Raw genomic sequence first — 26,208 nt, 5'->3', positions numbered from 1 at the left:
CCGCGTGTCGTATAAAACGTTCTTTATGGCTTAGAGTCAAGCATCAAAAAGCGGTCAAATTATACGGTGCGGCTTCGTGATTTCAAACAATAAGTAGCTAAAAAGTGAATAAATGTTTAAATATTTTTCTCCAGGCCACATTTATTACTTTTCGGCAAACTGTGAACGATCATGCAAAACTGCAAAAGCCGCGTAAACACTGGCTGCAAAGCGTGCACCAGATCACATATTAAGCATATTCGCCCCGGCACTATTTATTTACTTGGCAAATGATGCCATTTCAACTTTTTGATATTTAAGCCTAAAATTCGTTACTGTTTTAAAAATAGCGAATAACAACAAAAAAACCACCCATTGACATTTATAATAAAAAATTAACACAAGCGGTGATTCTTTGATTCTATTTTTAGCAGGCTGATATTTTCACAGTTGACTTGTTTCACTTTTAACAAAAAACGGTACGTTATAGTTATGATGCAAAACCGTAAGACATTAGTGAAATGTAACGACATTTAACCACACTATTCCCTATGACTTTTAACACCTGAAGAGCCGTTTTTTTTCTATTTTTTTTGATAAAAATTAAATTTTGTTTGGCTTAATAACCACCAAATGACGCTCACCATCCAGTTGTGGAACCCGTAATTTTACAACTGATTCTACGCTGAACGTCGCAGGCAATGTGGCGATCTCATCTTCCGGTAATTGCCCTTTTAAAGCATAAAAACGCCCGTTTTGACCAGGTAAATGGTGGCACCAGCTCAGCATGTCGTTAAGAGACGCGAAAGCACGACTTATCACGCCATCAAAAGGTGGCTCGGAAGGGAATTCTTCTACCCTGCTTTGCACTGGAGTGATGTTATCCAGTTTAAGTTCATGTTGTACCTGACGCAGAAAACGTACGCGTTTTCCCAGGCTATCCAGCAGTGTGAAATGCGCCGCAGGACGCACGATAGAAAGAGGAATTCCTGGTAAGCCCGGTCCAGTACCGACATCGATAAAACGCTCGCCCTTCAGGTACGGCGCGACGACAATGCTATCCAGAATATGGCGCACCAGCATTTCGTTGGGATCCCGCACCGACGTCAGGTTGTACGCTTTGTTCCATTTATGCAGCATATCGACATACGCAATCAGCTGATTTTTCTGGTGATCGGTAAGAGAAATACCGGCATCAGCCAGCAGACGAGAGAGTTTGTTGAGCACGGTCGTTACCTGTTTTAATTCTGCCGGATGACGGTTTCGCCCGATCCGGCCTACAGAAGATATTTGTAGGCCCGGTAAGCGTAGCGCCACCGGGCAATTTCCAACACATTAAGCGCTACGGCGCAGCATACCTTGTTTTTTCAACCAAACCAGCAGAATGGAGATGGCGGCTGGCGTGACACCAGAAATGCGCGATGCCTGGCCAATTGATACCGGTTTGTGATCGTTCAGCTTGGCAATAACTTCATTCGACAAACCGGAAACCTGACGATAATCCAGAGTCGCAGGCAGCAACGTATTCTCGTTACGCTGTTGTCTTTCGATTTCATCCTGCTGACGGGCGATATATCCTTCGTATTTCACCTGAATTTCAACCTGTTCCGCGGCCTGAGCATCATCAAGCGCAGGTGCGAACGCAGATAAAGAGGTCAACTGGGCATAGGTCATATCCGGGCGACGCAGCAAATCTTCACCGCTGGCTTCACGTGATAAAGGCGTAGCCAGGTGAGCATTCACTTCTGCTGCAGACTCCGCTAACGGGTTTACCCAGGTTGATTTCAGACGCTGGCGTTCTTGTTCGATGCGTTCCAGTTTTTCATTGAAGCGCGCCCAGCGTTCATCCCCCACCAGACCCAGTTCACGACCAATCTCGGTCAGACGGAGATCGGCGTTATCCTCGCGCAGCATCAAACGGTATTCTGCGCGCGAAGTAAACATGCGGTACGGTTCTTTGGTGCCCAGCGTACACAGGTCATCCACCAGCACACCAAGATAGGCCTGAGAACGCGCAGGTGCCCACCCCTCTTTGTCAGCGGACAAGCGTGCGGCGTTCAGACCCGCCAGCAAACCTTGCGCAGCGGCTTCTTCGTAACCGGTTGTACCGTTAATCTGACCAGCAAAGAACAGACCCTGAATGAACTTGCTTTCCAGAGTAGGTTTCAGGTCGCGCGGATCGAAGAAATCATACTCAATCGCATAGCCAGGGCGGACAATTTTGGCGTTTTCCATCCCCTGCATGGAGCGGACAATTTGCATCTGCACGTCAAACGGCAGGCTGGTGGAAATACCGTTCGGGTAAATTTCGTTAGACGTCAGTCCTTCTGGCTCCAGGAAGATCTGATGCTGGTTACGATCGGCAAAGCGCATCACTTTGTCTTCGATCGACGGGCAGTAACGTGGGCCGATACCTTCGATCACGCCAGCGTACATCGGGCTACGATCGAGGTTATTACGGATCACGTCATGGGTTTTCTCGTTAGTATGCGTGATGTAGCACGGCATCTGGCGTGGATGTTGAGAAACATCGCCAAGGAACGAAAAGACCGGCATTGGGTTATCGCTGTTTTGCTGACCAAGTACGCTGAAATCGATGGTACGCGCATCAATACGCGGCGGTGTGCCGGTTTTCAGACGGCTAACGCGCAGCGGCAGTTCACGCAAACGGCGTGACAGTGGGATAGACGGCGGATCGCCAGCACGGCCACCACTGTAGTTGTCCAGACCAATGTGAATTTTCCCATCGAGGAAGGTTCCTACGGTTAATACAACCGCTTTGGCACGGAACTTCAGACCCATCTGAGTCACTGCACCGACAACACGATCGTTTTCAACAATCAGATCTTCAACCGCTTGCTGGAAGATCATCAGATTCGGCTGGTTCTCCAACGCAGTACGTACAGCCTGACGATAGAGCACGCGATCCGCCTGAGCACGGGTGGCGCGAACTGCCGGGCCTTTGCTGGCGTTTAGTATTCTAAACTGGATACCGGCATGGTCAATTGCAGTTGCCATCAGGCCGCCAAGCGCATCCACTTCTTTTACCAGGTGTCCCTTCCCAATGCCGCCAATCGCCGGGTTGCAGCTCATCTGTCCCAGAGTGTCGATATTGTGTGTCAACAGCAGGGTCTGTTGACCCATTCGCGCCGCAGCCATTGCGGCCTCGGTGCCTGCATGACCCCCGCCAATGATGATGACGTCAAAAGGATCCTGATAAAACATGGTAATTGCCTCGCATAACGCGGTGTGAAAATGGATTGAAGCCCGGGCCGTGGATTCTACTCAACTTTAGTCGATGGAGAAAGACTTCGGATCCTGGGTATTAAAAAGAAGATCTTTTTATTTAGAGATCTGTTTTATTGTGATCTCTTATTAGGATCGCAACTATCTGTGGATAAGGGCGATCCTTTGAATAAGATCAACAGGTTGTTGAGGATCATTAGCTGTGAATGATCGGTGATCCTGGTCCGTATAAGCTGGGATCAGAATGAAGGGTTATACACAACTCAAAAACTGAACAACAGTTATTCTTTGGATAACTACCGGTTGATCCAAGCTTTTAACCAGAGTTATCCACATAAAAAAGTACGATCTTTACAAATCTCTGAGCAATGGATGCCAGGATCCCAACCAAATTTCAGCCGGATCTTCCGGAATTTCATGTTCCAGTACGTTGATCCTGAGCGTTTCACCGATCTGTTTCGCCCCGCAGGCCTTCAGTTCAGCTTCCAGCTTGTCAATCGCACCGCAGAACGTGTCATATTCGCGGCTTCCAATGCCGATGGCACCAAAGCGTACCTGCGAAAGATCCGGTTTCTGCTCGCGCAATGCGTCATATAAAGGTTGCAGGTTATCAGGAATGTCTCCCGCACCGTGCGTTGAGCTGATTACCAGCCAAACCCCGTGAGTTGGAACCTCGTCGAGCATCGGTCCATGCAGTATTTCGCTGGAAAAACCGGCGTCATCCAGCTTTTCTGCCAGATGTTCTGCTACATATTCCGCACTGCCAAGCGTGCTACCGCTGATAAGAGTGATATCTGCCATTGATCGCTACCTCGATGAAGAGGCAGCATTGTACGCTGTGAGCGAGTTGGGATCTACCTGTGGAAAACCAGGGGATTAAAAAAAGCGATCAGGGCTTGATGGTACGCATGATCGGGTTCTGCAACACGATCAAAGTTTCAGTGGACTGAATTTCATCAATTGTTTGGATCTTGTTGATAAGTACCTGTTGCAGGGCATCGATAGATTTACACATCACCTTAATAAAGATGCTGTAGTGCCCGGTGGTGTAATACGCCTCGGTCACTTCATCGAGACTTTCCAGTCTGGCCAGCGCTGACGGATAGTCTTTCGCACTTTTCAGGATAATGCCGATAAAGCAGCCGACGTCATAACCCAGTTGTTTTGGACTGACATCAATACGTGCGCCAGTAATAATCCCTGCCTGCTTCATCTTTTCTACACGAACGTGAATTGTCCCTGGACTGACGCCGAACTGTTTGGCTAATTCTGCGTAGGCGGTACGGGCATTTTCCATCAGGGCGTCAAGAATGCCGCGGTCCAGATTGTCGATCTGATAATTTTCCATAGGTTTTTCTTATGTAGATTGATGATTCACTCTATTTTAGACGTTAATTTTAACGAATCAAAATCGAAGTTGGCTTTTTGTTTGTTGATTATTGAATATTACCCTCATTCTGTTGCTTAATCATAGGCAACAGGACACAGGAGTACACATAATGAAAACCGCTTACATTGCCAAACAACGTCAAATTAGCTTCGTAAAATCTCATTTTTCTCGTCAGCTGGAAGAGCGTTTAGGTCTGATCGAAGTTCAGGCTCCGATCCTCAGCCGCGTAGGAGATGGCACGCAGGATAACTTGTCGGGCTGTGAAAAAGCGGTGCAGGTGAAGGTTAAAGCATTGCCAGACGCTCAGTTCGAAGTGGTTCATTCCCTGGCGAAGTGGAAGCGTCAAACGTTAGGACAACACGACTTTAGCGCAGGCGAAGGGCTATACACGCATATGAAGGCCCTGCGTCCCGATGAAGATCGCCTCTCCCCGCTGCACTCAGTATATGTTGACCAGTGGGACTGGGAGCGCGTGATGGGCGACGGCGAGCGTCAATTTTCCACTCTGAAAAGCACAGTAGAGGCTATCTGGGCGGGAATTAAGGCCACCGAAGCTGCGGTAAGCAAAGAATTTGGTCTGGCACCGTTCCTGCCGGAGCAGATCCACTTTGTGCATAGCCAGGAGCTGTTATCTCGCTACCCTGATCTTGATGCAAAAGGTCGTGAACGTGCAATCGCTAAAGAGCTGGGCGCGGTGTTCCTGGTCGGGATCGGCGGTAAACTCAGTGACGGTCACCGCCACGATGTTCGTGCGCCAGATTATGATGACTGGAGTTCAGCCTCCGAGCTGGGTCATGCCGGTTTGAACGGTGATATTCTGGTCTGGAACCCGGTACTGGAAGATGCGTTTGAACTGTCTTCTATGGGGATCCGCGTGGATGCCGATGCGCTGAAACACCAGCTTGCTCTGACCGGCGATGAAGATCGCCTGAGTCTGGAATGGCACCAGGCGCTGCTGCGCGGTGAAATGCCGCAGACGATTGGTGGAGGGATTGGACAGTCACGCCTGACGATGCTGCTGCTGCAGTTGCCGCACATTGGCCAGGTTCAGTGCGGTGTGTGGCCGGCTCAGGTACGTGAAAGCGTCGCATCTCTGCTGTAAAAATTAACGCCGCCAGCGTCTGAGCAGGCGGCTTCGCATCCCGGTATCAAAGCGCCAGATATGATCGAAAATGCGCATGATGCCGGGTTTGCCATGTGCGGACATCGCCACCGCATGGAAACGATGCTGGTGCACTCGTTGCAATTCCCCCACTTTGTTGACAACTTCATCAGGTAATCGCTGGGCGATAAAATCCGAAATCACCACCGCATCGGCATCAAACCATTCCCGACCTTGCATACGTTCAATAATGGCGCGAAAACAGCTGGCAATGTCTGTACCACCGCGAAAACGCTGGCTTAAAAAACGGATTGCCTGCTCAATGCCTTCCGGACCGGATAGCTCATAGCGCACAACTTCTGTCGAAAATAACATGATGAAACAGCGACGGTTATCGGCGAGAGCCACGCGCATCAGTGCGAGGCAAAAGGCTTTCGCACACTGCTCATTAAATCCGCCCATCGATCCCGACGTATCGACGCAGACAATAAAGGGTCCGCGCGGCTGCTCGTCAAAATCCTGATGCACCACCGGTCGTTCCGTGACTTTCTCACGCCACGCTTCGCCGTGCAGGCGGTAAGTCAGCAGTTGTTTTTCCACCAGCCGACGGTAGAACTCGTATTCCAGTTCGGTAATGCCCAGCGTCGCCAGCTCCGGCGGTAGCAGGCGCAGGATATCGTCGCTTTGCTGGATGCCATCCACCTGCTCCGGGACGGTGGCCGGCTCGCGCACCAGGGTACGGAAGGTTTCCATTGGCGCATCTTTACGCGGCACGGATTTCGCCTCTCTGGAACGACCTAATTGCTCAGCCAGACGCTGGAGTTCAGGTTGTTGCGTCAGGAATTCGCCGTATTTCACCATCAGTTGATAATCACCGCGCTTGATTTGACCCGCGCTCATATCCCACAACCGACCCGCTGCGTTGTCATTTTCCGCCAGCACAGGTTCCAGTTGGCCACTGAGCGTCATCCGTTCCTGCACTTCACTGAGCAACTGTTCGCGTTCTTCTTCCAGTAGCTGCTGATTAAGCGTGGTGGTTTGAACCACCAGGCTCAGGCGCCAGCGCTGAAGAAAAAGCGTATGCAGGGCGGGCGTAAACGTGTTGTTGTCATCGACCAGTTGCTGCGCTTGTCCAGCCCATGGTGAGTGGAGTCGGTGCAGGAGCGCTAAGATTTGCGGTAGCTGGACGGTAAACTGCGGAGTGGAGAGGAGCTGACTTTGCTGATAGCACATGACCTCTTCTGTGAGCTCCGGCGGTACGTGGGTATCTTTGAGGCGGTTACGTAACGCTTCACGCCAGCGGGGGACATCGTCAGTAATCGCTTTTTTTAGCCGGGGAAATTTTTTGAAAAAGACCGCCATCTGCGGGGAAGCCAGCAGTGCGATGATCATCTCTTCAATCATCCCCTCTTCGCCGACCGCCAGCATGATATTTAGCGTATCAAGGGTCAGCATTGTTGTGCCTGTCGGATCTGTGTTCCGACGTCCTGAAGGCTGGCTTCAATGCGGCCTAACCAGTCACTATGAATAAACAGACATTTTTGCTGTTCACTAAATTCGCTGTGCTGCTGGTGCCATTCGTTGTCGAGCGCTTCAAGCTGCTGCTTTATCTCATTGGGCATGCTTTCTTCTGATGCACCGGGTAGTGCCAGTCGGGAACCTTGCAAACTGACGTCGCGTACGACCAGGTGCTGAGCGCTGTCGACTTCCATATTCAGCGTCTGGGCAAATCCGATACCGTTTAATTTTCCGCGGATCTCACCGCCTTTAGTCAGCCACTGCTCCAGAGCGCCGCGTTCAAAGGCAATATGGATAACCTCCATATCGTGCAGTTTTAGGGGTTTTTGCAGTAACAGCGTCAGTACGGAAGTGTTGGTTTCCGGCGGTAAATCATAGTGAGGACGGCGGCTGAACATTCCACCCTGACGAATTACCGTGAAGGCCGTTTTATCACTTTGCTGCTGCTGGAGCTGGATGCGGCGCTGCATTATGGCCCCAAGGCGAGTCAACATTGTCTGCTGCTGCCAGGCGTGCCCGGTCATCAATATTTCGATTTGTTGCTGCATCAGATTCAGGCTTTGTGCGTCATACCACAAGCAATCTTTCAGCAGAATAAGGTCGATAGGCGCAACGGCATCGCGCCCGCTAAAGAAGGCGCTGGCCTGGAGTAAGCGAATGGCTTTTTTCCAACGACGGTCAGATACGTAGGGGGCGTTCGGCAGCGCATCCAGTTGCTGGCGCAGAGTGAAAATCAATTCAAATACACGATCGGGAAGCGTGATTTTGCCAATGTCTTTTTGCCACTGGTAGTACTCTTCATCCGTCACTTGTAGCGTTGTTGGAACGGGGTTGTCACTTTCATCCTGTTGGCTTAACAGCATGGACCGGAAGTTGGCCTTGTCCTGTACTTTATCCAGCCACAGGCGAATCAGCATACGGTCGTATAATGCTTCCAGGCTGCTGTCCGCTTCAGGTAGTTCGTTGGAGGCCGCGACCAGCAGACGCATCGGGATTTTCTCCTCGTGTGCGCCGTTGCGGAAGTGGCGTTCGTTGATGGCGGTCAGCAGGGTGTTAAGAATCGCCGGGCCTGCTTTCCAGATTTCATCGAGAAAAACAATTTCGGCTTCAGGGAGATAGCCTGCTGTTAAGCGCTCATAGCGACCTTCGTCTTTAAGCGCCTGAATGGATAGTGGGCCAAAGACCTCTTCAGGTGTCGAGAAGCGCGTCATCAGATATTCGAAAGCACGGGCATTTTTAAAGGCAAACTTCAGTCGGCGAGCGATTAAGCTTTTCGCGATCCCTGGAGGGCCTAATAAGAAGACGCTCTCGCCGCTGAGCGCAGCCAGCAGACAAAGGCGAATGGCGTGACTACGTTCATAAAGTCCCTTTTCCAGCGCATTGCTCAGACGGGAAATTCTTTCCGCTAATAAATGTGGGTGAGCCATAATGAAGTGGCGTCCTTTCGCCAAATGTACCGCGTTAAACAGCGAGTATAGATGTTTAGCCCCTGGGCTGTAATAGACTGAAGGCGCGTTTATTTTTCTTTGAGCCAGATTAATCTGGTCTCATTTAGGGGTACGATTTTGCGATTAATCGTGCATACTGTGCGCCTTTTTGTGGGCCAAGGGACGACGCACACATTTCTTATATATACACCATATCAATCAAGCTGCACCAAGGTGGCAATGGAGTTTTCTCCTGGGATGGGGGGAATAACGAATGCAGCCCAGACGGAGTGGCGTGAAAGATGATGTGTATAAACGAAAGACGAGTCTATGAGCACTGATAATAAACAATCATTGTCTGCGATTACCCTTGCGGCCATTGGGGTTGTCTACGGTGATATTGGTACCAGCCCACTTTATACGCTTCGTGAATGTTTGTCCGGCCAGTTTGGTTTTGGCGTTGAACGTGATGCCGTATTTGGCTTTCTCTCGCTGATTTTCTGGCTGCTGATCTTTGTTGTCTCCATTAAATACCTGACGTTTGTCATGCGCGCGGATAACGCCGGAGAAGGTGGGATCCTGACGCTGATGTCATTGGCCGGGCGCAATACCTCGGCGCGAACGACCTCCATGCTGGTGATTATGGGGTTGATTGGCGGCAGCTTCTTCTATGGAGAAGTGGTGATAACGCCTGCCATTTCGGTGATGTCGGCGATTGAAGGTTTGGAGATTATTGCCCCGCAACTGGATACCTGGATTGTTCCGCTCTCGATAATCGTACTGACCCTGCTGTTTTTGATTCAAAAACACGGTACCGGCATGGTCGGTAAGCTGTTTGCGCCGATTATGCTGCTGTGGTTCCTGACGCTGGCGGTGTTAGGCGTGCGTAGCATAATCGGCAATCCGGAAGTACTGCAGGCGCTAAATCCGTATTGGGCGGTACATTTCTTCCTCGAATTCAAAACGTTGTCCTTTATTGCGCTGGGTGCGGTGGTGCTGTCGATTACCGGTGTTGAAGCGCTGTATGCGGATATGGGCCACTTTGGTAAGTTGCCCATTCGCCTGGCATGGTTCTCTGTGGTATTGCCTTCACTGGTACTGAACTATTTTGGTCAGGGGGCGCTACTGTTAAAGCATCCTGAAGCGATCAAAAACCCGTTCTTCCTGTTGGCGCCTGATTGGGCGTTGATCCCGCTGCTGATCCTCGCCGCTCTGGCGACGGTAATCGCTTCGCAGGCGGTTATCTCCGGCGTCTTCTCGCTGACGCGTCAGGCCGTGCGTTTGGGATATTTATCGCCAATGCGCATTATCCATACTTCGGAAATGGAGTCGGGCCAGATCTACATTCCTTTCGTTAACTGGATGCTCTATTTTGCGGTGGTTATCGTGATTGTGAGCTTTGAACACTCCAGTAATCTGGCCGCGGCGTACGGGATTGCGGTGACGGGAACGATGGTGCTGACCTCAATTTTGTCGACCACCGTGGCACGTAAAAACTGGCACTGGAATAAATACTTCGTCTTCCTGATTCTGGTGGCGTTCTTGTGTGTCGATATTCCGTTGTTCTCCGCGAACCTCGATAAACTGATTTCCGGTGGTTGGCTGCCTCTGACGCTGGGTCTGGTGATGTTCACCATCATGACCACCTGGAAAAGCGAGCGTTTCCGTCTGCTGCGTCGCATGCATGAGCATGGCAACTCTCTGGAGGCGATGATTGCCTCTCTGGAGAAATCCCCTCCGGTACGCGTGCCGGGAACGGCGGTGTATATGTCTCGTGCGTTGAACGTTATCCCGTTTGCGCTGCTGCATAATCTCAAACACAACAAAGTGTTGCATGAACGCGTTATTCTACTGACGCTGCGTACGGAAGATGCGCCCTATGTACACAATGTACGTAGAGTGCAGATTGAGCAATTGTCGCCTACCTTCTGGCGCGTGGTGGCCAGCTACGGTTGGCGTGAAACGCCAAACGTTGAAGAAGTATTCCACCGCTGCGGTCTGGAAGGCTTAAGCTGTCGGATGATGGAAACCTCCTTCTTTATGTCGCACGAGTCGTTGATTGTCGGCAAGCGGCCATGGTATCTGCGCCTGCGCGGTAAGTTGTATCTGCTGCTACAGCGCAATGCGCTGCGCGCGCCGGACCAGTTTGAAATCCCACCGAACCGGGTTATTGAACTCGGTACGCAGGTCGAGATTTAATGTTGTTAACGCCCTCTTTCATCGTGAAAGGGGGCGTTTTGTTTGACCCCTCTCAGTTTTCTTTTCATCTCATGATAATCCTTGCGAAACGTTTCGATGGTGATCACATTTTCGTAACGTCGCGGTGGTTTTCTGTCCACTCTTCGAACTACACTTATCTTCAGCGAAACGTTTCGCTAGTGGGGAAAGAAAATGAAGAAAGGCACGGTACTCAACTCTGAAATTTCATCGGTGATCTCCCGTCTGGGGCATACCGATACGCTGGTGGTGTGTGATGCAGGTTTACCCATCCCGAACAGCACAACGCGTATCGATATGGCATTAACCCAGGGCGTACCTTCTTTTATGCAGGTATTGGATGTGGTTACACGTGAAATGCAGGTCGAGGCGGCCATTCTCGCGTCGGAAATTAAACAACATAATCCGCAACTCCACGAAACGTTGCTCAGTCACATTGAGCAACTGCAACAACACCAGGGAAACACCATAGAAATTCGTTACACCACGCATGAACAATTCAAAAAACAAACCGCAGACAGTCAGGCGGTAATTCGCAGCGGAGAATGTTCTCCGTATGCGAATATCATTCTCTGTGCTGGCGTCACGTTCTGAGGCCATCATGAACGCATTACTGCAACTCAAAGGGATCGATAAAGCGTTCCCGGGCGTAAAAGCGCTATCCGGCGCCGCGCTGAATGTTTACCCAGGCCGCGTAATGGCGCTGGTGGGCGAAAACGGCGCGGGCAAATCCACCATGATGAAGGTGCTGACCGGAATCTACACCCGTGATGCCGGTTCCTTATTGTGGCTGGGTAAAGAGACCACCTTTAACGGCCCGAAATCCTCCCAGGAAGCCGGAATCGGTATCATCCACCAGGAGCTGAACCTGATCCCGCAACTCACTATTGCCGAGAACATTTTTCTCGGTCGCGAGTTTGTGAATCGCTTTGGCAAAATTGACTGGAAAAAGATGTACGCCGAAGCCGATCTGCTGCTCGCTAAACTCAATCTGCGCTTTAAAAGCGACAGGCTGGTCGGTGAGCTGTCGATTGGCGATCAGCAGATGGTCGAAATTGCCAAAGTGCTGAGCTTTGAATCGAAGGTCATCATTATGGATGAACCGACGGATGCCCTCACCGACACCGAAACCGAATCCCTGTTCCGCGTCATCCGCGAACTGAAATCCCAGGGTCGCGGCATTGTCTATATTTCTCACCGCATGAAAGAGATCTTCGAGATTTGCGATGACGTAACCGTCTTTCGCGACGGGCAGTTTATTGCCGAGCGTGAAGTCGCATCGCTTACCGAAGACTCGCTGATTGAAATGATGGTGGGACGTAAGCTGGAAGATCAGTACCCGCGTCTGGAAAAAGCGCCGGGTGATATTCGCCTGAAGGTCGATAATCTGTGCGGCCCTGGCGTAAACGATGTGTCATTCACGCTGCGTAAAGGCGAGATCCTTGGCGTATCGGGGCTGATGGGTGCCGGACGTACCGAGCTGATGAAAGTGTTGTACGGCGCATTGCCGCGCACCAGCGGTTACGTCACGCTTGATGGCCATGAAGTTGTCACCCGTTCGCCGCAGGATGGACTGGCTAATGGCATCGTCTATATTTCTGAAGACCGTAAACGCGATGGTTTAGTGCTCGGCATGTCGGTGAAAGAGAACATGTCACTGACCGCTCTGCGCTATTTCAGCCGTGCAGGCGGAAGCCTTAAACATAAAGATGAGCAGCAGGCGGTGGGTGATTTTATTCGCCTGTTCAATGTTAAAACGCCATCGATGGAACAGGCTATCGGCCTTCTTTCCGGTGGTAACCAGCAGAAAGTAGCGATTGCGCGCGGTCTGATGACCCGGCCAAAAGTGCTGATCCTCGATGAGCCGACGCGCGGCGTCGATGTTGGGGCGAAAAAAGAAATCTATCAGCTTATCAACCAGTTTAAGGCTGATGGGCTGAGTATCATTCTGGTCTCTTCTGAGATGCCAGAAGTATTGGGCATGAGCGATCGAATTATCGTTATGCATGAAGGGCATCTCGGCGGTGAATTCACTCGCGAGCAGGCCACTCAGGAAGTATTAATGGCTGCCGCTGTGGGCAAGCTCAATCGCGTGAATCAGGAGTAAAAAAGATGACTACCCAGGCTGTTTCTGGTCGCCGTTATTTCACTAAAGCATGGCTTCTGGAGCAAAAGTCGCTCATCGCTCTGTTAGTGCTGATCGCGATTGTTTCCACCATGAGCCCCAACTTTTTTACCGTTAATAACCTGTTCAACATTCTCCAGCAAACGTCGGTGAACGCCATCATGGCGGTCGGCATGACGCTGGTCATCCTGACGTCGGGTATCGACCTGTCCGTCGGTTCCTTACTGGCGCTGACCGGCGCGGTTGCGGCTTCGATTGTCGGGATTGAAGTCAATGCGCTGGTGGCTGTTGCTGCGGCTCTGGCGCTCGGCGCTGCCATTGGCGCGGTAACCGGGGTGATTGTCGCGAAAGGTCGCGTGCAGGCATTTATCGCGACGCTGGTGATGATGCTGCTGCTGCGCGGTGTGACCATGGTTTACACCAACGGTAGTCCGGTAAACACCGGGTTTACTGATAATGCCGATCTGTTTGGCTGGTTCGGGATTGGTCGTCCGTTAGGCGTCCCGACGCCGGTGTGGATCATGGGGATTGTCTTCCTCGCGGCGTGGTACATGCTGCACCACACGCGTTTGGGGCGTTATATCTATGCGCTGGGCGGTAACGAAGCGGCAACGCGTCTGTCCGGTATCAGCGTCAGTAAAATCAAAATTATCGTTTACTCACTGTGCGGTCTGTTGGCATCGCTGGCGGGCATCATTGAAGTCGCGCGCCTCTCCTCTGCGCAACCGACGGCAGGTACCGGCTATGAGCTGGATGCTATCGCCGCGGTGGTATTAGGCGGTACCAGCCTGGCGGGTGGTAAAGGGAGAATTGTTGGGACGCTGATCGGCGCATTGATTCTTGGTTTCCTCAATAATGGGTTGAATTTGTTAGGTGTATCCTCCTATTACCAGATGATCGTCAAAGCGGTGGTTATTTTGCTGGCGGTACTGGTAGACAACAAAAAGCAGTAACAACGATTACAGGACATCTTAAATATGAACATGAAAAAACTGGCTACCCTGGTTTCTGCTGTTGCGCTGAGCGCCACCGTGAGCGCGAATGCGATGGCGAAAGATACCATTGCGCTGGTGGTCTCCACCCTCAATAACCCGTTCTTTGTTTCTCTGAAGGATGGGGCGCAAAAAGAGGCGGATAAGCTGGGTTACAACCTGGTGATTCTGGACTCGCAGAACAACCCGGCGAAAGAGCTGGCTAACGTTCAGGACTTAACGGTTCGCGGGACCAAAATTCTGCTGATCAACCCGACTGACTCCGATGCCGTGGGTAACGCTGTGAAGATGGCTAACCAGGCGAAAATTCCGGTTATCACCCTTGATCGCGTAGCGTCTAAAGGCGAAGTGGTAAGCCATATTGCATCTGATAACGTGCTGGGCGGCAAAATTGCCGGTGATTACATCGCGAAGAAAGCAGGTGAAGGCGCGAAAGTTATCGAACTGCAGGGGATTGCCGGAACGTCCGCGGCGCGTGAGCGTGGCGAAGGTTTCCAGCAGGCCGTTGCGGCACACAAATTTAACGTACTGGCCAGCCAGCCGGCAGACTTCGACCGCACTAAAGGTTTGAACGTCATGCAGAACCTGCTGACAGCACATCCTGACGTGCAGGCCGTATTTGCTCAGAACGATGAAATGGCGCTGGGTGCGCTGCGCGCACTGCAAACCGCGGGTAAATCTGATGTGATGGTGGTTGGATTTGACGGCACACCTGATGGCGAAAAAGCAGTAAATGATGGCAAACTGGCTGCGACCATTGCTCAGTTGCCGGATCAGATTGGCGCGAAAGGCGTTGAGACTGCGGATAAAGTCCTGAAAGGCGAGAAGGTTCAGGCTAAATATCCGGTTGACCTGAAGCTGGTCATCAAGCAGTAATACCGATTCAGGCCGCTCGCGGCCTGATGGAGACATAAATACGCCATCGTTAGACCTGGTTCTGAAGATGAAAGCGTAAAAAGAAAAGCAGGGCACGCGCCACCCTAACCCGGTGGCGCACTTTGACTTGGAATACCTAACATGAAAACCGCAGGCAACCTCGTTGTTCTTGGCAGCATTAATGCCGATCACATCCTCAACCTTAACTCTTTCCCGACACCGGGTGAAACCGTAACCGGTAGTCAATATCAGGTGGCGTTTGGCGGTAAAGGCGCGAATCAGGCGGTTGCTGCAGGGCGTAGTGGCGCGAATATCGCGTTCATTGCCTGTACGGGTGATGACGATATTGGCGAAAGTGTTCGTAAACAGTTAGCCCGCGATAATATTGATATTGCCCCGATTAGCGTTATTTCGGGTGAATCGACCGGTGTGGCGCTGATTTTTGTGAATGCTGAAGGTGAGAACGTTATCGGTATACATGCCGGCGCGAATGCTGCTCTTTCTCCGGCTTTGGTAGAAGCACAGCGTGAGCGTATTGCGCAGGCGTCTGCGTTACTGATGCAATTAGAATCACCTATCGAAAGCGTGTTGGCTGCGGCAAAAATTGCCCATCAGAATAAGACCACGGTCGCCCTTAACCCAGCTCCGGCACGTGAACTTTCTGACGAGCTGCTGGCGCTGGTGGATATTATTACCCCGAATGAAACCGAGGCTGAAAAGCTGACGGGGATCCGGGTAGAAAATGATGAAGATGCGGCTAAAGCGGCGCAGGCGTTGCACGCGAAGGGTATTCGTACTGTACTGATTACCTTAGGGAGTCGCGGTGTGTGGGCCAGCGTAAACGGTGAAGGTCAGCGAGTACCGGGTTTTAAAGTTGACGCGGTTGATACCATCGCCGCCGGGGATACTTTTAACGGCGCGTTAATTACGGCGTTACTGGAAGAGACTCCGCTATCGGAAGCCATCCGTTTTGCACATGCTGCCGCGGCAATTGCGGTCACACGTAAAGGTGCACAACCTTCCGTTCCATGGCGTGAAGAAATCGAAGCGTTTTTAAGTCAACAGAGGTAACGCTTGGCTACAATGAAGGACGTTGCCCGCCTGGCGGGTGTTTCCACGTCGACGGTTTCTCACGTCATTAATAAAGATCGCTTTGTCAGTGAGGCGATCACTGACAAAGTTGATGCGGCGATCAAAGAGCTTAACTATGCGCCTTCCGCGTTGGCGCGTAGTCTCAAACTGAATCAGACCCGCACTATTGGCATGTTAATCACAGCCAGTACCAATCCATTTTACTCTGAGCTGGTTCGTGGTGTTGAACGTAGCTGCTTTGAGCGCGGTTACAGCCTGGTGTTGTGCAACACTGAAGGTGATGAGCAGCGTATGAACCGTAATCTGGAAACGTTGATGCAAAAGCGTGTAGACGGCTTGCTGCTGCTCTGCACGGAAACACATCAGCCTTCCAGAGAAATCATGCAGCGTTACCCTTCTATACCCACCGTTATGATGGACTGGTCGCCTTTTGATGGTGAAAGCGATCTTATTCAGGATAACTCCCTGCTAGGTGGGGATTTAGCCACCCAGCATCTGATCGAAAAAGGGTTTACGCGTATTGCCTGCATCACGGGCCCTCTGGATAAAACACCGGCGCGTCTGCGTCTGGAAGGGTATCGCGCGGCAATGAAGCGTGCAGGGCTGGCTATCCCGGACGGTTACGAGATCACCGGTGACTTCGAGTTTGGCGGTGGGTTTGAAGCTATGCAAACGTTGTTGTCGCATAAAGACCGCCCACAGGCTGTTTTTACCGGCAATGACGCGATGGCGGTCGGCGCGTATCAGGCTCTGTACCAGTCTGGATTGCGTATCCCGCAGGATATGGCGGTAGTCGGTTATGATGACATAGAACTGGCGCGCTATATGACGCCGCCGCTGACAACTATTCACCAACCGAAAGATGAGTTGGGTGAACTGGCCATTGATGTGTTAATCCACCGTATGGCGCAGCCCGCATTGCAGCAGCAGCGCTTGCAGCTTACTCCTGTTCTGATGGAGCGGGGGTCGGTTTAGGCTTATGCCGCTCTTTGATCAGATTGCGCCCATCTTTGGCCCTTAACAGCATAAACATCAGCGCCGATACGACGGTGATCGCGCCCATTGTAATAAAGGTATAGTGGAACTGCTCGACCGTATTGGTTCCTTCCATACCTTCGTAGATACGCAGAACCGCGGCACTAATGGCAACCCCTAAACTAATAGACAGCTGCTGCGTAACGGCTAAAACGCTGTTGCCGCTGCTGGCGTTCTCATCAGTCAAATCGGCCAGAGTAATGGTATTCATTGAGGTAAACTGAGTGGACATCGCCATACCTAAAATGAACAGTGGCAGAATTAGCATCCAGACCGGCATGGCTGGAGACTGCAAAGAGAACTGTGCAATCATCAGGCCGATGAATACTGTAATACCGACCAGCGTGGTCCGGTAGCCGAGTCGGCGCAATACCTGTGTCACCATTGATTTCGCGAGAATTGACCCCAGCGCTGTTGGAGCCATCATGCAACCGGCAATGAGTGCCGGGTATCCAAAGCCTACCTGCAGCATTAGCGGCATTAAGAACGGTACGCATCCCGTTCCCAGGCGAGTAGCAAGGTTTCCGGCGATGCCAACAGAAAAGGTTCGCGTTTTAAAGATAGGAAGCGCAATCAGCGGTGTCGGATGGCGACGCGCATGATGGATGTAGGCGAGCAGTAGCACAATGCTGGCGAGAATAATGCCAAGTGCGACCCAACTGGCAACAAGTTTCTCGCCAAACAACTCAACACCGCTGGAAAACAGTACCGGGCTTAGACCAAAGAGAAAGAAACCGGTCATATCGAAGCCGCGGCGTGGGGTGGTGAAGTTCGGCATATATTTGCGGGCATAGAAGATACCGGCTATGCCGATGGGAATATTAATCAGGAAGATCCAGTGCCAACTGGCCCACGTTACCAGCACGCCACCCAGTACCGGACCTAAAATCGGTCCAACAAGACCGGGCATGGTCACGAAATTAAGTACGGGGAGCAGTTCGCTGCGCGGGTAAGCACGCAATAATGCCAGACGGGCAACAGGCATCATCATTGCTCCACCGATACCCTGTATCACACGGAAAACCACCAGTTCACTTAATGAGCTGGAAAGTGCACAAGCCAGCGATCCCAACGTAAACAGGCTAACGGCAATCATAAATACGCGCCGGGTCCCGAATCTGTCAGCCAACCATCCACTCACCGGGATCAGCATAGCGACTGTCAGGGTATAGCTGATAATGGCTGATTGCATGGCAAGCGGGGAGCGGTTAAGACTATGTGCTATTGCTGGTAAGGCCGTGTTGAGGATAGTGGCATCTAATGCCTGCATAAAAAAGGCCATGGCGGCTATCCATGGCAACCCAGCCATACTGCGCGATTTCTTTTCTGACATAGATTATTTATCCGGGAGCTCGTTCGGTGCTATCAGTAATGCCTGACAGGCGGCAAAAGCGCGTTCGCCATCGCTATCTTCTATTGCATCGACAATGGACTGGTGCAAATCCAGCTTGACCACATCGTTATAGGTAATCGACGTAAAGTAGGTCTGATAAACGGAATGGAACAATGATGCGAAGGATATCAGGAATGGATTCGCGCTCATTTCATAAATGTGCTCATGCCAGGCAATATCAACTTCAATCCAACGTTCGCGTCTGAAGTTTCTTTTCAGCTCGACCATTTCTTCCATTAGTGTATTGAGATGAGCTTTCTGCTCTGCCGTACCAATCGTCGCCGCCAGTGAACAAGCTTGAGGTTCCAGGCTAATACGCATCACCAGAAAGTGTTTGATGACCTGTGGGAAATTATCTTCCGTCATCCACCAGGTGAGCAGCTCCTGATCGAGGAAGTTCCAGTTTGCCTGCGGCATAACGCGTGTACCAATACGTGGGCGCGGTAATACCATACCTTTAGCCGTTAATGTCTTAACTGCCTCCCTTACTGCAGTTCGGCTCACGCCAAACTGATCGCCCAACTCAATTTCACCTGGCAGGATAGCGCCGGGTGCGTATTCACCTTTTAATATTCTTTGAGCCAGCTTTTCTGCCAGAACATAGGAAAGATTCTTTTGGGCAGCTATCTGTTGGGCATTTAAAGGCATGAATGTTCTTCCTTACGCTTTTTCTTATTCATTAGTATGCCATCAGGGAGTGTGATTGCGGCTGCAAAAACGGCAAATTGCTTATTTTATGGCATGTTAATGGTGGTTTTGGTGAAAAAATACGCATTCGGAAAGTTATTTTAAATTTCCCCTTGTCAGCCTGAAATAACTCCCTATAATGCGCCTCCACTGACACGGAACAACGGCACGCAAGCCGCCGGGTCAGCGGGGTTCCACTGAGAACTCCGGCGAAGAAAGCGAAATTAAATGCTTGACTTCGTAGCGGGATGGCGTAATATCCACACCCCGCGCCGCTGAGGAAAAGCGAAGCGGCACTGCTCTTTAACAATTTATCAGACAATCTGTGTGGGCACTCGAAGATACGGATTCTTAACGTCGCAAGACGAAAAATGAATACCAAGTCTCTGAGTGAACACGTAATTCATTACGAAGTTTAATTCACGAGCATCAAACTTAAATTGAAGAGTTTGATCATGGCTCAGATTGAACGCTGGCGGCAGGCCTAACACATGCAAGTCGAACGGTAGCACAGAGGAGCTTGCTCCTTGGGTGACGAGTGGCGGACGGGTGAGTAATGTCTGGGAAACTGCCCGATGGAGGGGGATAACTACTGGAAACGGTAGCTAATACCGCATAACGTCGCAAGACCAAAGAGGGGGACCTTCGGGCCTCTTGCCATCGGATGTGCCCAGATGGGATTAGCTAGTAGGTGGGGTAACGGCTCACCTAGGCGACGATCCCTAGCTGGTCTGAGAGGATGACCAGCCACACTGGAACTGAGACACGGTCCAGACTCCTACGGGAGGCAGCAGTGGGGAATATTGCACAATGGGCGCAAGCCTGATGCAGCCATGCCGCGTGTATGAAGAAGGCCTTCGGGTTGTAAAGTACTTTCAGCGAGGAGGAAGGCGTTGTGGTTAATAACCGCAACGATTGACGTTACTCGCAGAAGAAGCACCGGCTAACTCCGTGCCAGCAGCCGCGGTAATACGGAGGGTGCAAGCGTTAATCGGAATTACTGGGCGTAAAGCGCACGCAGGCGGTCTGTCAAGTCGGATGTGAAATCCCCGGGCTCAACCTGGGAACTGCATCCGAAACTGGCAGGCTAGAGTCTTGTAGAGGGGGGTAGAATTCCAGGTGTAGCGGTGAAATGCGTAGAGATCTGGAGGAATACCGGTGGCGAAGGCGGCCCCCTGGACAAAGACTGACGCTCAGGTGCGAAAGCGTGGGGAGCAAACAGGATTAGATACCCTGGTAGTCCACGCCGTAAACGATGTCGACTTGGAGGTTGTGCCCTTGAGGCGTGGCTTCCGGAGCTAACGCGTTAAGTCGACCGCCTGGGGAGTACGGCCGCAAGGTTAAAACTCAAATGAATTGACGGGGGCCCGCACAAGCGGTGGAGCATGTGGTTTAATTCGATGCAACGCGAAGAACCTTACCTACTCTTGACATCCACGGAATTTAGCAGAGATGCTTTAGTGCCTTCGGGAACCGTGAGACAGGTGCTGCATGGCTGTCGTCAGCTCGTGTTGTGAAATGTTGGGTTAAGTCCCGCAACGAGCGCAACCCTTATCCTTTGTTGCCAGCGGTTCGGCCGGGAACTCAAAGGAGACTGCCAGTGATAAACTGGAGGAAGGTGGGGATGACGTCAAGTCATCATGGCCCTTACGAGTAGGGCTACACACGTGCTACAATGGCATATACAAAGAGAAGCGACCTCGCGAGAGCAAGCGGACCTCATAAAGTATGTCGTAGTCCGGATTGGAGTCTGCAACTCGACTCCATGAAGTCGGAATCGCTAGTAATCGTGGATCAGAATGCCACGGTGAATACGTTCCCGGGCCTTGTACACACCGCCCGTCACACCATGGGAGTGGGTTGCAAAAGAAGTAGGTAGCTTAACCTTCGGGAGGGCGCTTACCACTTTGTGATTCATGACTGGGGTGAAGTCGTAACAAGGTAACCGTAGGGGAACCTGCGGTTGGATCACCTCCTTACCTTAAAGAAGCGTTCTTTGTAGTGCTCACACAGATTGTCTGATGAAAAGTAAATAGCAAGGCGTCTTGCGATTGAGACTGACACGTCCCCTTCGTCTAGAGGCCCAGGACACCGCCCTTTCACGGCGGTAACAGGGGTTCGAATCCCCTAGGGGACGCCACTTGCTGGTATGTGTGAGTGAAAGTCGCCGACCCCAATATCTCAAAACTTACCTTCGGGTGACGTTTGAGATATTTGCTCTTTAAAAATCTGGATCAAGCTGAAAATTGAAACGACACACTGTTTCATTTCTCCGTAATAAGAAATGAAAAGCGGTGTGTTCGAGTCTCTCAAATTTTCGCAATCAGAAGTGAAACATCTTCGGGTTGTGAGGTTAAGCGACTAAGCGTACACGGTGGATGCCCTGGCAGTCAGAGGCGATGAAGGACGTGCTAATCTGCGATAAGCGTCGGTAAGGTGATATGAACCGTTATAACCGGCGATTTCCGAATGGGGAAACCCAGTGTGATTCGTCACACTATCATTACGTGAATACATAGCGTAATGAAGCGAACCGGGGGAACTGAAACATCTAAGTACCCCGAGGAAAAGAAATCAACCGAGATTCCCCCAGTAGCGGCGAGCGAACGGGGAGCAGCCCAGAGTCTGAATCAGCTTGTGTGTTAGTGGAACGGTCTGGAAAGTCCGACGGTACAGGGTGATAGTCCCGTACACCAAAATGCACAGGTTGTGAACTCGAAGAGTAGGGCGGGACACGTGGTATCCTGTCTGAATATGGGGGGACCATCCTCCAAGGCTAAATACTCCTGACTGACCGATAGTGAACCAGTACCGTGAGGGAAAGGCGAAAAGAACCCCGGCGAGGGGAGTGAAAAAGAACCTGAAACCGTGTACGTACAAGCAGTGGGAGCCTCTTAATGGGGTGACTGCGTACCTTTTGTATAATGGGTCAGCGACTTATATTCTGTAGCAAGGTTAACCGCATAGGGGAGCCGAAGGGAAACCGAGTCTTAACTGGGCGTTAAGTTGCAGGGTATAGACCCGAAACCCGGTGATCTAGCCATGGGCAGGTTGAAGGTTGGGTAACACTAACTGGAGGACCGAACCGACTAATGTTGAAAAATTAGCGGATGACTTGTGGCTGGGGGTGAAAGGCCAATCAAACCGGGAGATAGCTGGTTCTCCCCGAAAGCTATTTAGGTAGCGCCTCGTGAATTCATCTTCGGGGGTAGAGCACTGTTTCGGCTAGGGGGTCATCCCGACTTACCAACCCGATGCAAACTGCGAATACCGAAGAATGTTATCACGGGAGACACACGGCGGGTGCTAACGTCCGTCGTGAAGAGGGAAACAACCCAGACCGCCAGCTAAGGTCCCAAAGTCACAGTTAAGTGGGAAACGATGTGGGAAGGCACAGACAGCCAGGATGTTGGCTTAGAAGCAGCCATCATTTAAAGAAAGCGTAATAGCTCACTGGTCGAGTCGGCCTGCGCGGAAGATGTAACGGGGCTAAACTGTGCACCGAAGCTGCGGCAGCGACACTATGTGTTGTTGGGTAGGGGAGCGTTCTGTAAGCCGTTGAAGGTGTGTCGTGAGGCATGCTGGAGGTATCAGAAGTGCGAATGCTGACATAAGTAACGATAATGCGGGTGAAAAACCCGCACGCCGGAAGACCAAGGGTTCCTGTCCAACGTTAATCGGGGCAGGGTGAGTCGACCCCTAAGGCGAGGCCGAAAGGCGTAGTCGATGGGAAACAGGTTAATATTCCTGTACTTGGTGTTACTGCGAAGGGGGGACGGAGAAGGCTATGTTAGCCGGGCGACGGTTGTCCCGGTTTAAGCATGTAGGCGGAGGTTCCAGGTAAATCCGGTACCTTTTTAACGCTGAGGTGTGATGACGAGGCACTACGGTGCTGAAGTAACAAATGCCCTGCTTCCAGGAAAAGCCTCTAAGCATCAGGTAACACGAAATCGTACCCCAAACCGACACAGGTGGTCAGGTAGAGAATACCAAGGCGCTTGAGAGAACTCGGGTGAAGGAACTAGGCAAAATGGTGCCGTAACTTCGGGAGAAGGCACGCTGATATGTAGGTGAAGTGATTTACTCATGGAGCTGAAATCAGTCGAAGATACCAGCTGGCTGCAACTGTTTATTAAAAACACAGCACTGTGCAAACACGAAAGTGGACGTATACGGTGTGACGCCTGCCCGGTGCCGGAAGGTTAATTGATGGGGTTATCCGTAAGGAGAAGCTCTTGATCGAAGCCCCGGTAAACGGCGGCCGTAACTATAACGGTCCTAAGGTAGCGAAATTCCTTGTCGGGTAAGTTCCGACCTGCACGAATGGCGTAATGATGGCCAGGCTGTCTCCACCCGAGACTCAGTGAAATTGAACTCGCTGTGAAGATGCAGTGTACCCGCGGCAAGACGGAAAGACCCCGTGAACCTTTACTATAGCTTGACACTGAACACTGGTCCTTGATGTGTAGGATAGGTGGGAGGCTTTGAAGTGTGGACGCCAGTCTGCATGGAGCCAACCTTGAAATACCACCCTTTAATGGCTGGTGTTCTAACGTGGGCCCGTAATCCGGGTTGCGGACAGTGTCTGGTGGGTAGTTTGACTGGGGCGGTCTCCTCCTAAAGAGTAACGGAGGAGCACGAAGGTTAGCTAATCCTGGTCGGACATCAGGAGGTTAGTGCAAAGGCATAAGCTAGCTTGACTGCGAGAGTGACGGCTCGAGCAGGTGCGAAAGCAGGTCTTAGTGATCCGGTGGTTCTGAATGGAAGGGCCATCGCTCAACGGATAAAAGGTACTCCGGGGATAACAGGCTGATACCGCCCAAGAGTTCATATCGACGGCGGTGTTTGGCACCTCGATGTCGGCTCATCACATCCTGGGGCTGAAGTAGGTCCCAAGGGTATGGCTGTTCGCCATTTAAAGTGGTACGCGAGCTGGGTTTAGAACGTCGTGAGACAGTTCGGTCCCTATCTGCCGTGGGCGCTGGAGAATTGAGGGGGGCTGCTCCTAGTACGAGAGGACCGGAGTGGACGCATCACTGGTGTTCGGGTTGTCATGCCAATGGCATTGCCCGGTAGCTAAATGCGGAAGAGATAAGTGCTGAAAGCATCTAAGCACGAAACTTGCCCCGAGATGAGTTCTCCCTGAGACTGTAAGTCTCCTGAAGGAACGTTGAAGACGACGACGTTGATAGGTCGGGTGTGTAAGTGTAGCGATACATTGAGCTAACCGATACTAATGAACCGTGAGGCTTAACCTTACAACGCCGAAGATGTTTTGGCGGAATTGAGACGATTTTCAGCCTGATACAGATGACATCGACATGCCAGGGCGTGTTGATAAACAGAATTTGCCTGGCGGCTGTAGCGCGGTGGTCCCACCTGACCCCATGCCGAACTCAGAAGTGAAACGCCGTAGCGCCGATGGTAGTGTGGGGTCTCCCCATGCGAGAGTAGGGAACTGCCAGGCATCAAATTGCAGTAAACCGGGATGAAGAATCCGGGTAGTAACAAAGAAATTCGGTGGAGCGGTAGTTCAGTTGGTTAGAATACCTGCCTGTCACGCAGGGGGTCGCGGGTTCGAGTCCCGTCCGTTCCGCCACTTATTAGAGAATTAAGCCTGCTACTAAGCAGGCTTAATGATAAGAAAATTTAGGGGCGTAGCTCAGTTGGTAGAGCACCGGTCTCCAAAACCGGGTGTCGCGAGTTCGAGTCTCTCCGCCCCTGCCAGAAACAATCCTTAGCATTTTTGCTAAGGATTTTTTTTACCTGAACATTATGTTCGAGATCTTCCAGTTCATTGTTTCCCGGCATCCTTGCCAGCGTTTTTATTAATCTTCCAAAATATTTGTTTTCAGCAGATCGCGAATAAGTGCATGTTTGTCGCTATTTTGCAGCCAAACCGCATATAACGGACGTGAAAGAGTCGTACTGTCGGTAACTGTATGAAGATCGCTTTTGGTTCTGGCCCAGCTGACGGGAAGCCAACTAAATCCTTTAATTACAGAAAGTTGCTGTCTTGCCAGTTCTGCAGAACTGGTGGTAAGTACCGGCACTTCATCTCCGGCAATCAATCCCGCTTCGTGCTGCTGAAAATCCGGTCCCCATTCCAGGCGTAGGTAATTCAGTTCATCTTTGGTTTGCGAAGGGGTACTGCAATAAAGCGCCAGCGTGAAATATCCCAACAGTTGGCTGCTAAATTCGTCCATTTTTGGGGTTTCGGTCGTAATTAACAGATCCAGCTGTCGTTCATGGAGCTGCTTTACTAGCGACTGGCGTTGAGCGATTCGCGCTTCAAACTGCAGGCTGGATTGTGGCTCCTGAGATTGGTATAAACGCCGCAACCAGTCATTGAGCATGCATTCCCAAAGGGATGCACTGGCACCGATCGAAAATTCGTTGTGCCGTGAGGTATTTGCGACCTCCTTACGTGCTGCTTGCCACGTATTCATCAGCGTTTCTGCGTAAGGCAATAATTTTTCACCTGCAGCGGTCAAACGAATATTGTTTCTGTGTCGGGTGAACAGGTTCACACCCAGTTGATTTTCCAGTTGTCTGATCCGAAAACTCACTGCCGACTGGGTCAAGTAGAGCGCTTCAGCTGCCCGACCAAAGTGGCGTGTCCGGCTAACTTCCAGGAAAGTTTTTAACAATTCCGTATCCACAACGCGCTCCATAAAATTATTTGTCGTGATGATTTAAATCTTTTGTTTGACGCTCTGTCAAGCGTAACTAATACTCCGCGCCATAAATAGCTCGGCCAAAGAATTAGGAGCGTGCAGGATGGCGGAAAGCTTTACGACGACTAATCGATATTTCGACAATAAATATTACCCCCGCGGATTCTCCCGTCATGGTGATTTCACCATTAAAGAGGCACAACTGCTTGAGCGTCATGGCTATGCCTTCAACGAGCTGGATCTGGGTAAACGTGAGCCAGTAACTGAAGAAGAAAAATTGTTTGTTGCGGTATGCCGCGGTGAACGCGAACCGGTTACTGAAGCTGAGCGTGTGTGGTCCAAGTACATGACGCGGATTAAGCGTCCGAAACGTTTCCATACTCTGTCTGGCGGGAAACCTCAGGTAGAAGGTGCAGAAGATTACACCGAATCTGATGATTAATAAAAAAAGG

At 51.2% G+C, this 26,208-nt stretch carries 18 protein-coding genes, 3 tRNA genes and 3 rRNA genes; 15 read left to right on the top strand and 9 right to left on the bottom strand.

Annotation, left to right across the window (positions count from 1 at the left end; genetic code table 11):
* Positions 1 to 582: 582 nt before the first annotated feature.
* The 4 genes from rsmG to asnC form a co-directional block, all read right to left on the bottom strand.
* On the bottom strand, positions 583 to 1,206 hold the full coding sequence (rsmG, locus tag IB196_RS22325) for a 16S rRNA (guanine(527)-N(7))-methyltransferase RsmG (protein WP_188231933.1): 624 nt from the start codon (positions 1,204 to 1,206) through the stop codon (positions 583 to 585).
* 108 nt (positions 1,207 to 1,314) lie between these two features.
* The gene (gene mnmG, locus IB196_RS22320) at positions 1,315 to 3,204 is read right to left on the bottom strand and encodes a tRNA uridine-5-carboxymethylaminomethyl(34) synthesis enzyme MnmG (RefSeq protein ID WP_040232301.1); all 1,890 of its coding nucleotides are present in this window, start codon (positions 3,202 to 3,204) and stop codon (positions 1,315 to 1,317) included.
* Positions 3,205 to 3,576: 372 nt separating this feature from the next.
* A complete protein-coding gene (mioC, locus tag IB196_RS22315) occupies positions 3,577 to 4,026 on the bottom strand; it encodes an FMN-binding protein MioC (protein ID WP_005121447.1) in 450 nt (149 codons plus the stop codon).
* A gap of 88 nt (positions 4,027 to 4,114) precedes the next feature.
* Positions 4,115 to 4,573 (bottom strand): transcriptional regulator AsnC, encoded by a 459-nt coding sequence (gene asnC, locus IB196_RS22310; protein WP_003023780.1) that lies wholly within the window; start codon positions 4,571 to 4,573, stop codon positions 4,115 to 4,117.
* Between the two features lie 151 nt (positions 4,574 to 4,724).
* Between asnC and asnA the strand changes: the two genes are divergently transcribed.
* Positions 4,725 to 5,717, top strand: coding sequence for an aspartate--ammonia ligase (gene asnA / locus IB196_RS22305; protein WP_005121446.1), 993 nt, complete (start codon positions 4,725 to 4,727; stop codon positions 5,715 to 5,717).
* Positions 5,718 to 5,720: 3 nt separating this feature from the next.
* On the opposite strand, the gene viaA is transcribed toward asnA, so the two are convergent.
* Positions 5,721 to 7,172, bottom strand: a complete 1,452-nt coding sequence (gene viaA / locus IB196_RS22300) for an ATPase RavA stimulator ViaA (protein ID WP_040232300.1) — start codon at positions 7,170 to 7,172, stop codon at positions 5,721 to 5,723.
* On the bottom strand, positions 7,166 to 8,662 hold the full coding sequence (gene ravA, locus IB196_RS22295) for an ATPase RavA (protein ID WP_005121444.1): 1,497 nt from the start codon (positions 8,660 to 8,662) through the stop codon (positions 7,166 to 7,168). The genes viaA and ravA overlap by 7 nt, the downstream gene beginning before the upstream one ends.
* A 330-nt stretch (positions 8,663 to 8,992) precedes the next feature.
* Between ravA and kup the strand changes: the two genes are divergently transcribed.
* The 7 genes from kup (at position 8,993) to rbsR (ending at position 16,939) form a co-directional block, all read left to right on the top strand.
* A complete protein-coding gene (kup, locus tag IB196_RS22290; protein ID WP_149691908.1) occupies positions 8,993 to 10,861 on the top strand; it encodes a low affinity potassium transporter Kup in 1,869 nt (622 codons plus the stop codon).
* Between the two features lie 192 nt (positions 10,862 to 11,053).
* Positions 11,054 to 11,473: a D-ribose pyranase gene (rbsD, locus tag IB196_RS22285; protein WP_003023766.1), complete on the top strand. Its 420-nt coding sequence runs from the start codon at positions 11,054 to 11,056 to the stop codon at positions 11,471 to 11,473.
* A 7-nt stretch (positions 11,474 to 11,480) separates the two neighbouring features.
* Positions 11,481 to 12,986, top strand: a complete 1,506-nt coding sequence (rbsA, locus tag IB196_RS22280) for a ribose ABC transporter ATP-binding protein RbsA (protein ID WP_003023764.1) — start codon at positions 11,481 to 11,483, stop codon at positions 12,984 to 12,986.
* A gap of 5 nt (positions 12,987 to 12,991) precedes the next feature.
* Positions 12,992 to 13,957, top strand: a complete 966-nt coding sequence (rbsC, locus tag IB196_RS22275; RefSeq protein WP_003023762.1) for a ribose ABC transporter permease — start codon at positions 12,992 to 12,994, stop codon at positions 13,955 to 13,957.
* A 24-nt stretch (positions 13,958 to 13,981) separates the two neighbouring features.
* Positions 13,982 to 14,872 carry a ribose ABC transporter substrate-binding protein RbsB gene (rbsB, locus tag IB196_RS22270; RefSeq protein ID WP_003023760.1) on the top strand — a complete coding sequence of 297 codons (891 nt, stop codon included), beginning with the start codon at positions 13,982 to 13,984 and terminating at the stop codon, positions 14,870 to 14,872.
* 141 nt (positions 14,873 to 15,013) lie between these two features.
* Complete coding sequence (gene rbsK / locus IB196_RS22265) at positions 15,014 to 15,943, top strand: ribokinase (RefSeq protein WP_005120884.1); 930 nt, start codon at positions 15,014 to 15,016, stop codon at positions 15,941 to 15,943.
* Positions 15,944 to 15,946: 3 nt separating this feature from the next.
* Positions 15,947 to 16,939: a ribose operon transcriptional repressor RbsR gene (gene rbsR / locus IB196_RS22260; RefSeq protein ID WP_086523518.1), complete on the top strand. Its 993-nt coding sequence runs from the start codon at positions 15,947 to 15,949 to the stop codon at positions 16,937 to 16,939.
* Here the strand turns inward: rbsR and mdtD are convergent.
* Both mdtD and IB196_RS22250 read right to left on the bottom strand, forming a co-directional pair.
* Positions 16,905 to 18,332, bottom strand: a complete 1,428-nt coding sequence (gene mdtD / locus IB196_RS22255) for a multidrug transporter subunit MdtD (protein ID WP_188231932.1) — start codon at positions 18,330 to 18,332, stop codon at positions 16,905 to 16,907. The two genes, rbsR and mdtD, sit on opposite strands and share 35 nt — an antisense overlap.
* A gap of 3 nt (positions 18,333 to 18,335) precedes the next feature.
* Positions 18,336 to 19,040: a FadR/GntR family transcriptional regulator gene (locus IB196_RS22250; RefSeq protein WP_005120881.1), complete on the bottom strand. Its 705-nt coding sequence runs from the start codon at positions 19,038 to 19,040 to the stop codon at positions 18,336 to 18,338.
* A gap of 476 nt (positions 19,041 to 19,516) precedes the next feature.
* On the opposite strand from IB196_RS22250, the gene IB196_RS22245 reads away from it, so the two are divergent.
* From IB196_RS22245 to IB196_RS22220, 6 genes are all read left to right on the top strand, one after another.
* Positions 19,517 to 21,058, top strand: a 16S ribosomal RNA gene (locus tag IB196_RS22245).
* Between the two features lie 85 nt (positions 21,059 to 21,143).
* A tRNA-Glu gene (locus IB196_RS22240) sits at positions 21,144 to 21,219 on the top strand.
* A gap of 211 nt (positions 21,220 to 21,430) precedes the next feature.
* Positions 21,431 to 24,337 (top strand): 23S ribosomal RNA (locus IB196_RS22235).
* A gap of 93 nt (positions 24,338 to 24,430) precedes the next feature.
* Positions 24,431 to 24,546 (top strand): 5S ribosomal RNA (gene rrf / locus IB196_RS22230).
* Together the 16S, 23S and 5S rRNA genes with 3 tRNA genes alongside form the textbook arrangement of a ribosomal RNA operon.
* A gap of 55 nt (positions 24,547 to 24,601) precedes the next feature.
* Positions 24,602 to 24,678, top strand: a tRNA-Asp gene (locus tag IB196_RS22225).
* Between the two features lie 52 nt (positions 24,679 to 24,730).
* Positions 24,731 to 24,806, top strand: a tRNA-Trp gene (locus IB196_RS22220).
* A 101-nt stretch (positions 24,807 to 24,907) separates the two neighbouring features.
* Here IB196_RS22220 and hdfR read toward each other — a convergent pair.
* Positions 24,908 to 25,753 (bottom strand): HTH-type transcriptional regulator HdfR, encoded by an 846-nt coding sequence (hdfR, locus tag IB196_RS22215; RefSeq protein WP_137378410.1) that lies wholly within the window; start codon positions 25,751 to 25,753, stop codon positions 24,908 to 24,910.
* A 106-nt stretch (positions 25,754 to 25,859) separates the two neighbouring features.
* Between hdfR and maoP the strand changes: the two genes are divergently transcribed.
* Positions 25,860 to 26,198, top strand: a complete 339-nt coding sequence (maoP, locus tag IB196_RS22210) for a macrodomain Ori organization protein MaoP (RefSeq protein ID WP_003018025.1) — start codon at positions 25,860 to 25,862, stop codon at positions 26,196 to 26,198.
* The last annotated feature ends 10 nt before the right edge of the window (positions 26,199 to 26,208 follow it).

It is taken from the genome of Citrobacter sp. C6_1 (assembly GCF_014596835.2).
In the GTDB taxonomy this organism is placed as follows: Bacteria; Pseudomonadota; Gammaproteobacteria; order Enterobacterales; family Enterobacteriaceae; genus Citrobacter; species Citrobacter pasteurii.
The sequence above is the reverse complement of the archived record's forward strand: the minus strand, read 5'-3'. Positions and strand labels throughout refer to the sequence as shown.

Coding starts and splice junctions, on each gene's coding strand:
- ravA (WP_005121444.1), bottom strand. CDS start 8,662: ATGGCTCACCCACATTTATTAGCGGAAAGAATTTCCCGTCTGAGCAAT.
- rbsK (WP_005120884.1), top strand. CDS start 15,014: ATGAAAACCGCAGGCAACCTCGTTGTTCTTGGCAGCATTAATGCCGAT.
- hdfR (WP_137378410.1), bottom strand. CDS start 25,753: ATGGAGCGCGTTGTGGATACGGAATTGTTAAAAACTTTCCTGGAAGTT.
- IB196_RS22250 (WP_005120881.1), bottom strand. CDS start 19,040: ATGCCTTTAAATGCCCAACAGATAGCTGCCCAAAAGAATCTTTCCTAT.
- maoP (WP_003018025.1), top strand. CDS start 25,860: ATGGCGGAAAGCTTTACGACGACTAATCGATATTTCGACAATAAATAT.
- rbsC (WP_003023762.1), top strand. CDS start 12,992: ATGACTACCCAGGCTGTTTCTGGTCGCCGTTATTTCACTAAAGCATGG.
- asnA (WP_005121446.1), top strand. CDS start 4,725: ATGAAAACCGCTTACATTGCCAAACAACGTCAAATTAGCTTCGTAAAA.
- mioC (WP_005121447.1), bottom strand. CDS start 4,026: ATGGCAGATATCACTCTTATCAGCGGTAGCACGCTTGGCAGTGCGGAA.
- rbsB (WP_003023760.1), top strand. CDS start 13,982: ATGAACATGAAAAAACTGGCTACCCTGGTTTCTGCTGTTGCGCTGAGC.
- asnC (WP_003023780.1), bottom strand. CDS start 4,573: ATGGAAAATTATCAGATCGACAATCTGGACCGCGGCATTCTTGACGCC.
- mdtD (WP_188231932.1), bottom strand. CDS start 18,332: ATGTCAGAAAAGAAATCGCGCAGTATGGCTGGGTTGCCATGGATAGCC.
- mnmG (WP_040232301.1), bottom strand. CDS start 3,204: ATGTTTTATCAGGATCCTTTTGACGTCATCATCATTGGCGGGGGTCAT.
- kup (WP_149691908.1), top strand. CDS start 8,993: ATGAGCACTGATAATAAACAATCATTGTCTGCGATTACCCTTGCGGCC.
- rbsD (WP_003023766.1), top strand. CDS start 11,054: ATGAAGAAAGGCACGGTACTCAACTCTGAAATTTCATCGGTGATCTCC.
- rbsA (WP_003023764.1), top strand. CDS start 11,481: ATGAACGCATTACTGCAACTCAAAGGGATCGATAAAGCGTTCCCGGGC.
- viaA (WP_040232300.1), bottom strand. CDS start 7,172: ATGCTGACCCTTGATACGCTAAATATCATGCTGGCGGTCGGCGAAGAG.